A 14282-nucleotide genomic window follows, 5' to 3' on the forward strand; every position below is an offset into this window, starting at 1 on the left:
TTATACACCTCTAATAAAATTATCGTGAATCTTTTGCTTTATTTTTGAATAAATGAATATGATCTAAAGCTTTACCAGTTCCAATAGCCACACAATCCAATGGATCTTCTGCTATAACAACAGGCATTTTTGTTTCTTCACTAATAATTTTGTCAAGATTTCGAAGCAATGCTCCACCACCTGTTAGAACAATTCCACGATCCATAATATCTGCTGCAAGTTCTGGAGGTGTCTTTTCTAATGTAACTTTAACTGCATCAACTATTGCTGCTACTGTATCTTTTAATGCTTTAGCAATTTCATCTGCAGTAATTTTGATGGTTTTCGGCAGACCTGTTAATAAGTCTCTCCCGCGAATATCCATATTTTCAATTTGATCTGGATTTCCAGCACTTCCAATTTCCACTTTAATACTTTCAGAAGTTCGTTCCCCAATCATTAAATTATATGTTTTGCGAATATAGTTAACGATTGCGTCATCCATTTCATCACCAGCAATTCGAATCGATTGACTAGTTACAATACCACCAAGAGAGATAATTGCTACTTCTGTTGTACCCCCACCGATATCAACTACCATACTACCAGTTGGCTCCCATACTGGAAGATTTGCTCCAATTGCAGCAGCAAAAGGCTCTTCAATCGTGTAAGCATCTCTTGCACCAGCTTGGCGTGTTGCATCGATTACCGCTCTTTCTTCTACTGCTGTAATCCCTGATGGTACACAAACCATAACATATGGCTTACCAGAAAAATAACCTTTATTCTTTGTTGCTTGCTTAATATAGTATTTCATCATCGTTGCTGTTGTTTCATAATCAGCAATAACCCCATCCTTCATTGGACGTAATGCTACAACATTCCCTGGTGTTCTACCAATCATATTCTTCGCATCGTTTCCTACAGCTACAATGCTCTTTGTATCTGTTTGCAGTGCAACAACAGAAGGTTCTCTTAGTACAATTCCTTTACCCTTTACATAAACTAGCGTATTCGCTGTTCCTAAATCAATTCCAAGATCTCTTGTTCCAAAACCTAACATAAATGTATCTCCCTTTCTGAAACTAATGCAATATTATAAAGTAGGTAGATATTCTCCTCTTTGTAATTATCTTTTTATTATTACTTATCTATATTTTGTCATGTTTAGACATAAATACCCAAAAAATCATAAATTATATTATAGCTTATTTCAACAAAAAAGAATAGTATCATACGTAGCCTTTTTCTTTTAAGCTGATAAATTTATTTTCCCCCATTATGATATGATCTAGCAAATCAATCCCAATAATTTTTCCGCATTCAACTAATCGCTTCGTTACTTCAATATCTTCTCTGCTTGGGGATGGATCACCTGATGGATGATTATGGAGACAGATGATGGAAGCAGCCGATCTACGAAATGCTTCTTTAAATACTTCCCTTGGGTGGACAATGCTAGCATTTAAACTCCCAATAAAAACTACTTGCTTATGCATCACTTGATTTTTCGTATTTAAATATAAGCAAATAAAATGTTCTTGCGATAAAAATTTCATTTCGTTCATCATATATTTAGCAGCATCTTCTGGTGACCGAATACAATATCGATCGGTAAATTCTAAATTGGAGACACGTCTGCCTAATTCAATTGCTGCCATCAATTGAATTGCTTTTGCCGTTCCAATCCCTTTGATTGCTTTTAACTCATCAAGACTTGCATCCTTTAATAGACGAAGGCCATCAAAATGAATTAAAAGCTTGTTCGCTAACGTTAATACTGATTCATTTTTGGAACCTGTTTGAATCAATAAAGCAATTAGCTCATGATTTGCTAAGCTTTCTGGCCCCTGTTTAATAAAACGTTCTCTTGGTCGTTCATCATTTGGAAAATCTTTTATTAACAACGAATCCATTCTTTATTCGTTCCTCCCTTATCTTTGATTTTGGGAAGAAGAGAATTAGGGACCCTTTGATTTACTTAGGCAGATGGAAGCCATGCGCTTTCAATTCGCGTACCGTTCGAGAAATTGGAAGACCAACTACGGTGAAATAATCTCCTTTAATTTCTTTCACAAGCGTTCTGCCTACTCCTTGAATTCCATACGCACCTGCTTTATCAAATGGTTCCCCGGTGTCTAGATAATCGTGTATTTCTTCATCTGTTAATTCCCAAAATAACACGTCAGTTTTTTCATAAAATGTGGAACATATTCCATTTGCCATGATGGCGACACCAGTATATACAGAATGCGTTTTGCCTGAAAGCTCACTTAGCATGCGAGACGCATCCTCTCTCGAAGTAGGCTTTCCTAATATAACACCATCTAGACATACTACCGTATCGGCACCTAGAATAAATGAGTGTTGGTTATTCAAATAAATGGCTTCCACTTTTCTTTCCGCTAAATCAATTACAATTTTTTCTGGTGAAAGAGAAGGGTCAAAGCTTTCATCTACATTACTACTAGATATAACAAATGGTATTTGGAGTTCTTCAAGGAGCTCTTTTCGTCGAGGAGAAGAAGAGGCCAATATGAGGGTTTGCTTTAACATGATTACACCTACCTACTTATTTTCAAATTGAGAGATACACACTAATCCTATCAAAGAATCGCAGGATACACAATTTTGAAACTGAATTTTTTATCGAATAGTAAATAAAATGTAATATGACGAAATTTGTAGAAATATTTATAAAATTATTTTTTTATCCTAAAATAATAAAAAGGAGCGTTAGTTTTTTAAACTTTACGCTCCCTCTTAAATTTTACAGCGCTACATAAGCGGCTAAATAGTTTAACAATTGCTGTTGAATTGCCTCTATCTCTTTCTCACTACTATTTTTCGTTAGTTTCATCGTAAGCTCCCCTCCCATGGCAAGATGGGTCGCCATTTTTTGAACCTTTTCATTCGAAAAATTAGAGATTTTTTTCTCCTCCACGATAGCGAGTGCTTTCTCTAACTTACTTTTCTCTTCCGTAGAAATGGATTTATCAAACTGAACACTTGTGACAATTTGAAGAATAGAATAATAAATGGCTGAAGAAGCTTCTATTACCCCCTTTTCTTCCTTAGACACATTCTCTATCTCATTACCATTAAAGACCATCTCTTTTGCATAAGTATCTTTTACTTGCTTTTGCCAAGCTTTTGCATTCTCCAAATTACTGACAACCCCTATTAAAAGGAACTGCTTTTCATCAATCGAGATAATTTGACTCGTTTTTCCTGCATCGGTTAATTTTTTTTGTTCGATTTTTGCTCGCTCTTCATTAGAGAAGACGCCTTTTTGAAGGACATAAGTAGTGATATCTGCTTTCGTGGCGATTTCCGTTGCAGCAGAAGCTTGTCCACCTTTGGAAGTATCGGAAGAATTATTGGCTGAAGCCGTTATATTTCCATTTGTTGCAGCGCTCTGATCACTACTCACCATATTTAATAAAATAAATCCAAAGCTCGTTCCCAAAATAACCGCAAAAAAAACGGCAAAGAAAATAGACGCAACGATTCCTTTCGGCAAGCTTTTTTTCTTACCTTCTTTTGCTTTACTGTTCTTTAATAATGCTGGCTTGTCCTTTTTAGTAAGAGGAGATTGAAAGGCAAATAAACTTTTTTCTTTATTTTTTGCTGGTGCTTCCTCTGGTTCCGGAAGAATCCAATCAAAACTTTCTTCTACCTCTGTTTCTTGACCGGCTGCTGACTCTTCCCTAAAATAATCTTTTTCTTTATTCTCGTTATTTTGATCCTTATGAAAAACAGAAGGCTGCTTCCGCTCCACCGCTTCATCTGTATCCTTATTTTGGAATGGACGGTCTTTCCCGTTGATTTTAATCGTTATTGTTTTTCGATTCTCCGGTTTTTCACTCACTCGTCCTACCCCCATTTTCATTTATTTTGTTTATCCTATCATACAAATAAAAAAAAATAACAAGACTTTTGTCGTCTTGTTATAGAATGATTTCGTCAAATTCAGTTGTTGTTAGACACAATCTGACTTGGGGAAAGGTCCTTATATTGAATTGCTTGCTCTACTCCATCTTCCTCTGTACAAAGCTTTCGATTTTCCCCTTTTAAACAAACTGCAATAGCTATGTTATTTTGAATGGTTACATAGCTTTTAGCAGAAGGAACTAGTTCGCGGTCTGTATCCGGATCATTAAATGTTCCCATATAACCACTTTCGACAAGTTCATGATAAGTAATTCTCTCTTTTGCATCCGTTCCACTAGTTGTTGCTTCTTTAATATAAAAATCAGTAGCTTCTTTCATATTCCATGCGTTTGCGATAAAAGCTCGATCACGCATATCTCCTATTACTTTCAGAACAGAAGGAATCGCTATCGCAGCTATTATGCCAAGAATGACAAGAACAGCAAGCAACTCCATTAGGGTTAGTCCCTTATCATTTAGTCTAGTTTTTAGCATTGCTAGACCCACCTTCTTTTTACGGTTCCACTATTCATCTTTACTATTTTCTAATGTTCCGGTATCAAAAGGATTCTTTCGTTCAGATACTTTAGGAGTATCTAATCGAGGAAGATCCTCTATTAAATCATTTAATGCTGGATAGTAATAAATAGACACTGTTAGTTCGAAGTCTATCACTTGATCACTTTCTTCAACTGATGTAATCTCTTTTGGCCCTGTAATGCTTAACGAATCAATAGTCATAATACGGTTGGAAGCTTCAATTTTTTCGATAAATCGCTCTAGTTCGAAATAAGTAGATGCTTCACCAATAATGTTGATTGAAGTTTGATGAATACCACTTGGAAGAACAATCTCTTCCGTATTTGTCTTTTCATCCGCGTCCTCATTTTCTTGCTTATTTGCATCACTGATTGCTTGATCGGCTGTAGTAAGCTCTCCATTTGTCACTTCTTCTGTGTCGGTTCCATTTATACTCATTTCGATAATATTCGTATCAGAAATAATCTCTGCTTTTTCTATTTCAAGGAGTGCCTGTTCTAACAAACGTTTCACAGGTACCTTTTTCTGCAACTCGATAGTGTTTGTATTTGCTTCTGAACCAGTCGTCTTTAGTTTAGATTCCAAAATATTCGCTTGTTGCTCTGCCATTTGCAACTCTGTTTTTTTCATATTTACGTCATTGTATAAAGGCATTAAATAGAAATAATAACTATATAAAGCTGCTAATACTAAGAGAATCATACTGAGAGAAAAGAACACGAGTGGCTTATGATCACTTAATCTCATGGGGAATCCTCCCCTTTTTCATTATCTTCTTTTTTCTTTTCCATTTCGTCTCGCAGCTTTGCTTTATTTAGTACAAATTCATAACTAGCAAAATAGCGTGGTTCCACTTCAGCTTGTTTCAAAATATCAATCGCTTGATCCACTTGATCGCTAATTTTATTTTCAAGTGTGTCTGTTGATTTCGCTTCCGTTAAAAGAGCCTCATCGACCCAGCTAATATCTAGTAAGGAATTTAAATAATAAGCTGCATCACTTTTTGTATCGAACTGTATAATCATACTTGTTGTAAGATCATCCGATACCTTTAATTCTTGAATAAAGCCTCTTTCGGGCAAGTTTTTTGTTAATTCTTGCAAGAAGAGAACATAATCCACTGATTGATTATTCGCCCAATTTATGGCTGACTCAAGGCTTTGGACAGACTCTGAATTTTTGTAGTTATCTAACTTCTGATTGTACGTATTAACAAGATTTGTCGTCATCTCTAACGAGTTTTCTGTTGCCTCTAATTCAGCCTTTTTGGTCGTAGACTGCCAGATAAATAAGCCTATTAATAATAAAGTAATCAATAAAGCTAGGATAACCCAAAGTAATTGTGACTTTCTCTTTGGTTCTTTTTTAGGAAGGAGGTTTATTTCTACTAACATTTTTACACCTCTTTTAATCCTAAACCAATGTTTAAAAGAAAACTTGATGGTATAGGCTTGTTAGAAACTGTTTGGTTCACTTTTAATGCAAGAACAGGAATATCAAAACGGTTCTCTATACTTTCTACAATCGTAGAATGCCATGGATGGTCTCCTGCTACTACTAATTTTGTCACTTGTTTGTCGCCTTTATTTAAAGTATAGCGATAAAAGCTCATCACTTTTTCCAATTCTTTATAAACATCCTCAAGACCATTCCAAATCTCAGCCTTATCACCTGTAAATGTCAGCTTTTCTTCTTGCAAATGCTCATCTGTCGTAATGGTCCACTGTTGTTCATCGATTTCTAGTAATAAATGTCTCATCAATAAAGGATAATGTTCTTCAAAAATGCTGGCGTTTACTGTTTTAATATCGATTTCAACTAACATGATATTTTCATCAGCTTCCACTTTATTAGAATGAAAGAAGTAACGATAGAGTGCTAAAGCGGAAATATCGGCAGATTGCGGAGATAATTTTGCCTCTTCTAATAGATCTGCATATTGTGCAACACTTTCTTCAGGTGCAGCAAATAAAATAATTTGCTGTTTATTTTTTTCTTTTTCTTTCAACAAGTAATAATCAAAAACAGGATCCTCGAATGGCAAATGGATCGATGTTCCAAGTTCCATATACAAATAACCTTTAATTTCATCTTCACTCACATCTTCTGGAATAGGAAGCTTTCGAATGACAATCGAAGAATCTGGAACTAAGAAGCGAACTTGTTTCTTCGATAGTTTCCATTCATCCATACATTCTTCTAGAATCCACAGAAAATTTTCGACATCCTGAATAGTTCCATCATGAATCAATCCAGGCGGCAAAAAACGCTCTCCAAAACTTTGCACAGAAGCATCTTGGGAATTCTTCATTTCCACATATCGAATAACATGATCCTTTATCGTTAAGCTAACCACTCTCTTTTTGCCAAAATTAAAATTTAGTGCCATATTGAAAACTCCTTATTGTTACTAGATGGAGGAAGAAAAATTCCCTTCCAAAAGACCTTTTAGCTGTTTTAAAGGACAATGTTTAAGTACCATTGGATAATTGAATTACCAAAATAGTAAGCGATGAGTGTTCCTAGAGCAATATAAGGACCAAAGGGAATAGGTTGTTTCTTTTTCGATTTACCAAGAGCCATTCCGATAAGACCTCCGATTGTTCCTAAGAAAGTAGAAAGAAAAAAGGCAACAAAAAGTAACTTAATTCCTAAAACAAAGCCAATTACCGCAAAAAGCTTGATGTCTCCTCCGCCCATTCCCCCTTTTGAAACAATGGCAATAATGAGGAGAAGCGTAAATCCAACCACTGCACCAAGTAAAGAATTCCACCAAGGATGCAACGGGATGAAAAATCGTTCGATTATAAAAATAACCGAAAAAACCAGCAATACTTTATCAGGGATAATCATATATTTTAAATCAGCTACCGTAATAATGATAAACAAGGAAATCAGTGTCCATGATACAAACAGCTCGGAACTCCAGCCAAGCAGTAATGGACTTATGACAAAGAGAACACCCGTTAAAAGCTCAAATATAGGATAGAAGGGGGAAATCGATGCTTTACAGCATTTTGATTTCCCCCTTAATAATACATAACTTAAAACTGGTACAAGCTCCATCGCCGATAACGTTCGTCCACAGCTTGAACAATGAGATCTTGGTCTAACAATCGATTCATTTATAGGAACCCTTAAGCCAACTACGTTGTAAAACGAACCAAGGGTTATGCCGTATAGGAAGATTAGTAGATGGATCATTTTCTAACCTACTATTAATTATCTGTTACAATTACTTTGCTTGCAGTATCATTATTAATATCGTCAATAGATGCCGCAGTGAATTTAATGAACTTTTTCCCTGCTGCAACTTTATCAGTAGTTGTTAAAGTAAAATTTATACCATCTGTACTTGTAACCACATAATCACCAAACGTTGTCTTTAAACCACTTACATAGCTTTGGAGTTCCGCCTGATCAATTTCACCATCATTTGGAATATCATTAGCTGCTACATAGTTTTTGGCTGCGTTCAGTACTGTAATAGCATCTGCCTTCACCGCATCTTCTTTAGAATTCTGAATAATCCCAGCGATACTAGGCACTGCAATCGCTGCAATAATCCCCAAAATTACAATAACTGCTAGTAACTCGATAAGTGTTAAACCTTTTTCATTTTTTATAGTTTGTTTGATTAATTGACGCATGTATTTATCTCCTTTTAATTGTCATTTTTTGTTTTAAATCTATTACTATTATACTAGATAGATTGTTCTAATTATATCTTTTTTTCAATAAATCCTTAGAAATTATTGGACGTGATTAAAAATCTCAAACATTGGTATTAGGATAGATGACACAATGGTTCCAACAATGCTTGCAAGAAAAACAATCATAATGGGTTCAATCAACGATTTTAATCGATCTGTTGCGGTATCTACTTCCTTTTCATAGAAATCTGCTACTTTTGAAAGCATCTCATCTAATGATCCTGTTTCTTCGCCTATTGCTATCATTTGTGTCACGAGGGGTGGAAACACCCAATGGGCTTTCATTGGGACAGTTAATGACTGCCCCTGTTCTAGCGCACTTCTTGACTGAACGAGGACTTTTGCCATTACTTCATTTTCAATAACCCTTTCGACAATTGAGATTGCCTGTAAAATGGGGACAGAGCTCGAAAACAAAGAACTAAGTGTTCGCGTCATTCTCGCAATCGCTGCTTTCTGCAAGATTTTTCCGAAAATCGGCACTCTTAACAGAAAATAATCAAGATAATACTTAGATGCTTTATTATTACGAATAACCATTATTGCAATAATAACGGCGATCAACAGCAAAGATACTAGCCACCAAAACTTTTGCATAAAGCTACTTGCCGAAAGAACGAATTGGGTAATTGCTGGTAACTCACTATCAAAATCAGCAAACATGTCCACAAATGTTGGCACTACACTTACCAACAAGAATATAACAACGATAAATGCAATAATTGCAATTGCAATAGGATACGTAAGGGCTGATATGATTTTCTGCTTCGTATAATGCTGCTTCTCAAAATGATTAGCTAGTCTTTCTAATGTTTCATCCATGCTTCCTGTAGCTTCTCCGGCGCGAATCATATTGACAAACATACTGGAGAACACTTTTTTATGTTTCGCTGTAGCTACAGATAAAGGATTTCCATCTTTTAAATCCTGCTCAACCGCTAGTAACGCTTTTCGCAAGGCCTTACTTTCCGTTTGTTCAGCAAGTATAGCAGTCGCATCTACTACCGATATCCCTGCTTTTATTAGTGTGGCGAATTGGCGTAAATATATTACAAAGTCTTGTAGTTTTACTGGGCTGCCAAATGAAATTTCCTTTGTTAATAGCGTTTCAGGGATTTCATTTATTTCGGTTACCTTAATCCCTTTTTCTTTTAACTGCACCATCGCTTCTCGTTTAGATCCAGCTGTTACTACCCCTTGTTTTTTTCCTTTTCGATCTCTTCCTGCATATTTATAGCGGGCCATATTTATTGCTCCTTTTCTTGAAGATAAGGAAGTGCAGCCTCTCTTAAAATGGCTCCAGCTTGGGCTAATTCTTTTACATTGCTTTCCAATGTATGCATTCCTGCTGCTTTCGACGTTTGCATAATGTTTAAAATCTGATGGATTTTTTCATTGCGAATCAAATTGGCTACAGCTGAATTGTTAACAAGAATCTCGGTTGCTGAAACCCTTCTCGATTTATCTGGTGTAGGGAAAAGTCGTTGGGCTACTATACCTACTAGAACAGAAGCCAACTGAATTCGTATCTGATCCTGCTGGACCGGCGGAAATACATCAATTATCCGGTTAATAGTTGCTGGAGCACTTGACGTATGAAGTGTCCCTAACACCAAATGCCCTGTTTCTGCTGCAGTAATAGCTGTTTGAATCGTTTCTAAATCACGCATTTCTCCAACAAGAATTACATCAGGGTCTTGGCGCAAGGATGCTCGTAAGCCATTGGCAAAATTATTCGTATCAAATCCAACTTCTCGTTGATCAATAATACATTTTCCATGCTTATGCAAATACTCAATTGGATCCTCCAGAGTAATAATATGCTTTCTCATATTTTCATTCATATAAGCAATCATCGCTGCTAAGGTCGTTGATTTCCCACTGCCTGTTGGTCCAGTAATTAAAATAAGTCCTTGTGGCTTTTCTGCAATTTTCTTTAAAATATTCGGAAGCTTTAAATCATCTAGACTAGGGATAGACGTAGGCACAACTCGTATCGCCAATGAAATACATGCCCTTTGCTTATAAACGTTGACCCTAAATCTAGATACTCCTTTTAAACTATAGGAAAAGTCAAGTTCCCCTCTGTCTTCGAATACTTCCCACAGTTTCTCAGGAATCATCGTTTGAGCCATTATTTCAGTATCATTTGGTGCTAAATTATTTTTCCCGTATCGCTTTAAATCTCCATTTATTCTCATAACAGGGGGAACACCAACTGTTAAATGGATATCAGAGGCTTTTAATTCAAAGCCTACTCTCAATAAGTAATCAATATTATTATTCAATGATGTCCCTCCTAATCAGGGATAGCTACTCTTAATACTTCTTCTGTTGTCGTAATTCCTTGCTTTACCTTTAATAATCCATCATCAATAAGGAAAATTGTTTTTGCTTTCATGGCAAGATCGCGCAGCATGGTGAATGATTCACCATTCATAATGACTTTTTTCATTTCATCATTCATGACTAATACTTCATGGATTGCTACCCTTCCTTTGTAACCAGTCATATTACAAGAAGCACAGCCTTTGCCTCTGACAACTTTATCAATAGTCAGCCCTCGTTTTGCGAAGATTTCTTTTTCTCTTACTGTGGCAGCATGAACTTGTCCACAGTCTCTACACACTCTGCGAACGAGACGTTGAGCGACTATCCCTGTTACCGATGAAGCTACTAAAAACGGCTCTACCCCCATATCTAATAGCCTTGTAACAGAACCAAGTGAATCATTTGTATGCAAGGTGCTTAATACAAGGTGACCGGTTAAAGAAGCCCGGACGGCTATCTCGGCTGTTTCTTTATCGCGAATCTCTCCAACCATAATTACATTAGGATCCTGACGCAAAATTGCCCGTAATCCTGTAGCAAAGGTCATTCCTACATTGGTATTTACTTGAATTTGGTTAATTCCTTCTAACTGATACTCAACCGGATCTTCAACTGTAATAATATTGATTTCTTCACTGTTCAAACGGTTTAGTGCTGCATAAAGCGTCGAGGATTTACCAGAACCTGTAGGACCTGTAATAAGAATGATACCTGTTGGTTTTTCAATCAGATTTGTAAATCTAGACAAATTTACTTTATTAAACCCAAGCTTATTTAAATCATTTAGTGCACTTCCGAGATCCAAAATACGCATAACTACTTTTTCCCCAAAAACAGTAGGAAGCGTAGACACACGGAGATCAATAGGATGAAAGTCTAGATTAAACTTCATTCTTCCATCTTGCGGAATACGGTGCTCGGTAATATCCAAGTTTGCCATAATCTTTAAACGCGCAATTAATACACTCTGCATATGCTTCGGCAAGACTCTTTCTACACGTAGAACGCCATCTATCCGATAACGGATTACGACTTTCGTTTCTTGAGGATCAACATGGATATCACTAGCTTTTAAGGTTGCAGCATTCGATAATATCTGGTTTACTAAGCGGACAATCGGTGTATCTTGTTGTTCCGCCACACTTCCACTCACATCTTCGCCAATTGTCCCATTATCGGACAGCAACTCTTCAAAGCCTTCATCCATATCGTAATATTTATTGATCGCTCTTAAAATATCATCTTTCGTTGCAATAGCTGTCTCAATTTGAAAACCGGTAGATAAACGCAAATCATCTATTGTGTAGAAATCCATCGGATCAGCCATTGCAACATATAACTTTTCGCCTTCTTTTTTAAGCGGAATTATTAATTGTCTTTTCGCTGTTTCCTTTGAAATGATGGTAAATAGCTTAGGATCAAAGGGATATCGATACAAACTGACATGCGGAATACCTAATTGAAATTCCAACACTTCAATTAATTGTTGTTCCGTAATATAACCTTTTTGAAGCAAACTATCTCCAAGCCTTTGATCCGGATGCTTATCTTTAAGTGCTTGCTGCAATTGATCTTCTGTCAACAAGCCAGCTTCCACCAACAAGTCTCCTAAACGCTTTCGTATTTGTTTCATTGATTTATCCTCTGATTTCTATGCTTATTTTTGCATATCTACTTCTGATTGCGGAATCTCTTCCTTTACGCCTTCTGGATTTTGGCTGTTCGAGTCCGTCTCTGTAGAACCCTCTGTTGTTTGATTACCGGAATCATTATCTTCAGTGTCGATATTTTCTTCAGAATCAACATTATTATTTAAGTCATTTGAGTCGTCGACATTATCTGTATCAATAACTGTTTCTCGTTCTTCGATTAATCCCGAAGCAACTATTTTATTGATTGGAGCGTAAAAGTCTTCACTCATTAAATCTTTTTTAACTTCTACTCCATCGCTATTTTTTGCCACACGATAAACTTTGATTAATAGTCCGTCCGTTCCTTCCGAGATTGGTTTATATTCATTAAAGCCTAATAAAGAATCAAATTGGATGACTGTTTTCGGCTTAAAGGTTTCTTGATCGGAAAGAACTACATCATATTGAAATAGAAACGGAATACCAACTAACGAAGCATACAACTTATTACCAGCCATTTTAAATTGAAGCTGATAAACAGAAGCATTCGGATTATAAAAACGATAATCCATTTTTTTTGATTGATTGATTTTTGTTTCATAGCCTAATTGTGCGTAATTAGTTAATTGGCTACTCGTAAAGCGCTCAGCAATCGTAAAATTAGTAGCCAATATTACTTGATGGAGAGCAGTTGCAACCATACTTAATGTGGTATCTGAATAACCCTCTGCCTGATTGCCTATTAAGTCTAGCAAGGAAATGGTATCTTCTTGCCCAACTTCAATGCTAGGAAATTGTTTCACCCATTTAGCGACATTTTCCTTATTTTGCTGCACATCTAATGTAGTATCAGCTAAAATTACTTCTTCTTCTTTTTGGCTGACTAAGTATTCCTGAAGTGCTAGTTCATGATTTCCTTTATCCAACTGAGAAGCTATTGCGAGTAAACTATCATTCCATTTATTTGTATAAAAAACATCCTCTTCAATAAGAAATGAAGATATCGAGTAAAGCACCCCCAATAAATCATCTTGATTTAGCGAAACAACCAATACATTGTCTGTGCCTGGATGGAGCTTTTCTAAGCTTTCTTGAAATTGGAAGGTAAATAAATTCGGATCAAATTCAACTGTTTTTTCTTTATACTTCAAATGAATAGAAGTTGACTGAAGCCATTCATTCTGAGAAGCCTTCAATACTTGCAATGCTTCTTCTAAATTCATCCCAGAGATATCTACGCCTGCTACAGTCGTCCCCTCTGCATATCCTTCCTTGTTAGAAAAGATTCTTTCATAAGCATTTGCACCAAAATGCGAAAAACTAAAAATAAACGCAGTCGTAACCACGATAGCTACAAATAGCTTTACACCTTGAACGTTTTTCATGAAGTAATGACTCCTTTTGTTATGCATTCACACTCATAGATAAATCAATTACTACACTTGGCCCAGCATTTTGCGCCTTTTCAATATCCTCTAATGTTAATACAGATCCTCCTGCGACAATCAATTCACCATCATTTGAATAAATATCTTTTGTCACTTGTTTATTTAACAATAACTCTCTTTGTTTTTCTTTCAGCCCATTAAGACTAGCTTCCTCTTCTGCCAATAATTCTTCTTTAGGTAGTTTTTCAATTATGTGGTCATTAGTAAGAACAACTTCTTCGTGAACAGAAATTGGTTCCGCTGCTTCTTCTTTCACAATAATGATATCTTTCCCATATGTAATGACATATTCAGATGAGATAACAGACTCCTGCCCTTTCAGAATAAGGCCAATAATTTCACCTGTTTCTTCATTAATTTGGTACTCCGTTACGTTACCAACAAGTTCCCCTTTTCTAGTAATAACGTTTGTATCAATAATATTGATTTTTTTGCTTGCCAATTCACTCGCAATCGGAATCTGTGTTAAATCAATGATAGAGTTTACACTTTCAATCGTTACAGCATATCCCCCCACACCGATTACCTTTTTAAAAGGTATTGCTTGAATGCTTTCTTGCCATTCTTCTTGCTCTAATGCTAAAAAATCGACAAAGCCTTTTTCTGGATTAATGATTAATGACTGTACATTTCCTTCTTGCTGTCCATTAGAGATGCTAATAATCGGTAAACCTTTTAGTTGTGTGCTGATTTTCATAAAATAAGTC

Annotated in this window: 15 protein-coding genes; all 15 read right to left on the reverse strand. The window is 36.1% G+C overall.

Annotated elements, in window-relative coordinates:
* Positions 1 to 19: 19 nt before the first annotated feature.
* On the reverse strand, positions 20 to 1042 hold the full coding sequence (locus NST60_RS23815; RefSeq protein WP_016201708.1) for a rod shape-determining protein: 1023 nt from the start codon (positions 1040 to 1042) through the stop codon (positions 20 to 22).
* 169 nt (positions 1043 to 1211) lie between these two features.
* On the reverse strand, positions 1212 to 1895 hold the full coding sequence (radC, locus tag NST60_RS23820) for a RadC family protein (RefSeq protein ID WP_040342753.1): 684 nt from the start codon (positions 1893 to 1895) through the stop codon (positions 1212 to 1214).
* A 61-nt stretch (positions 1896 to 1956) separates the two neighbouring features.
* The gene (locus NST60_RS23825) at positions 1957 to 2535 is read right to left on the reverse strand and encodes a Maf family protein (protein ID WP_016201710.1); all 579 of its coding nucleotides are present in this window, start codon (positions 2533 to 2535) and stop codon (positions 1957 to 1959) included.
* Positions 2536 to 2749: 214 nt separating this feature from the next.
* Positions 2750 to 3850 (reverse strand): SPOR domain-containing protein, encoded by a 1101-nt coding sequence (locus NST60_RS23830; RefSeq protein WP_341100544.1) that lies wholly within the window; start codon positions 3848 to 3850, stop codon positions 2750 to 2752.
* 101 nt (positions 3851 to 3951) lie between these two features.
* Complete coding sequence (locus NST60_RS23835) at positions 3952 to 4407, reverse strand: type II secretion system protein (protein ID WP_341100548.1); 456 nt, start codon at positions 4405 to 4407, stop codon at positions 3952 to 3954.
* A gap of 30 nt (positions 4408 to 4437) precedes the next feature.
* Positions 4438 to 5199 carry a pilus assembly protein PilO gene (locus NST60_RS23840; protein ID WP_254415469.1) on the reverse strand — a complete coding sequence of 254 codons (762 nt, stop codon included), beginning with the start codon at positions 5197 to 5199 and terminating at the stop codon, positions 4438 to 4440.
* Entirely contained in the window at positions 5196 to 5846 is a 651-nt protein-coding gene (locus tag NST60_RS23845) for a hypothetical protein (RefSeq protein ID WP_016201714.1), read from the reverse strand. The genes NST60_RS23840 and NST60_RS23845 overlap by 4 nt, the downstream gene beginning before the upstream one ends.
* 2 nt (positions 5847 to 5848) lie before the next feature.
* Positions 5849 to 6841 carry a type IV pilus biogenesis protein PilM gene (gene pilM, locus NST60_RS23850; RefSeq protein WP_341100551.1) on the reverse strand — a complete coding sequence of 331 codons (993 nt, stop codon included), beginning with the start codon at positions 6839 to 6841 and terminating at the stop codon, positions 5849 to 5851.
* Positions 6842 to 6909: 68 nt separating this feature from the next.
* A complete protein-coding gene (locus NST60_RS23855; RefSeq protein WP_341100553.1) occupies positions 6910 to 7656 on the reverse strand; it encodes a prepilin peptidase in 747 nt (248 codons plus the stop codon).
* A 14-nt stretch (positions 7657 to 7670) separates the two neighbouring features.
* Positions 7671 to 8102 (reverse strand): type II secretion system protein, encoded by a 432-nt coding sequence (locus tag NST60_RS23860; RefSeq protein ID WP_341100555.1) that lies wholly within the window; start codon positions 8100 to 8102, stop codon positions 7671 to 7673.
* A 102-nt stretch (positions 8103 to 8204) separates the two neighbouring features.
* Positions 8205 to 9410, reverse strand: coding sequence for a type II secretion system F family protein (locus NST60_RS23865; RefSeq protein WP_016201718.1), 1206 nt, complete (start codon positions 9408 to 9410; stop codon positions 8205 to 8207).
* Positions 9411 to 9412: 2 nt separating this feature from the next.
* Complete coding sequence (locus NST60_RS23870) at positions 9413 to 10453, reverse strand: type IV pilus twitching motility protein PilT (protein ID WP_341100556.1); 1041 nt, start codon at positions 10451 to 10453, stop codon at positions 9413 to 9415.
* Positions 10454 to 10464: 11 nt separating this feature from the next.
* On the reverse strand, positions 10465 to 12129 hold the full coding sequence (locus NST60_RS23875; RefSeq protein WP_341100558.1) for a GspE/PulE family protein: 1665 nt from the start codon (positions 12127 to 12129) through the stop codon (positions 10465 to 10467).
* 24 nt (positions 12130 to 12153) lie between these two features.
* Positions 12154 to 13512, reverse strand: coding sequence for a G5 domain-containing protein (locus tag NST60_RS23880; RefSeq protein WP_341100560.1), 1359 nt, complete (start codon positions 13510 to 13512; stop codon positions 12154 to 12156).
* Positions 13513 to 13531: 19 nt separating this feature from the next.
* The gene (locus NST60_RS23885) at positions 13532 to 14272 is read right to left on the reverse strand and encodes a PRC-barrel domain-containing protein (RefSeq protein WP_341100562.1); all 741 of its coding nucleotides are present in this window, start codon (positions 14270 to 14272) and stop codon (positions 13532 to 13534) included.
* Positions 14273 to 14282: the final 10 nt, after the last annotated feature.

Origin of the sequence: Niallia sp. FSL W8-1348, from assembly GCF_038006745.1 — a bacterium.
GTDB classification, from domain to species: Bacteria; Bacillota; Bacilli; order Bacillales; family Cytobacillaceae; genus Niallia; species Niallia alba.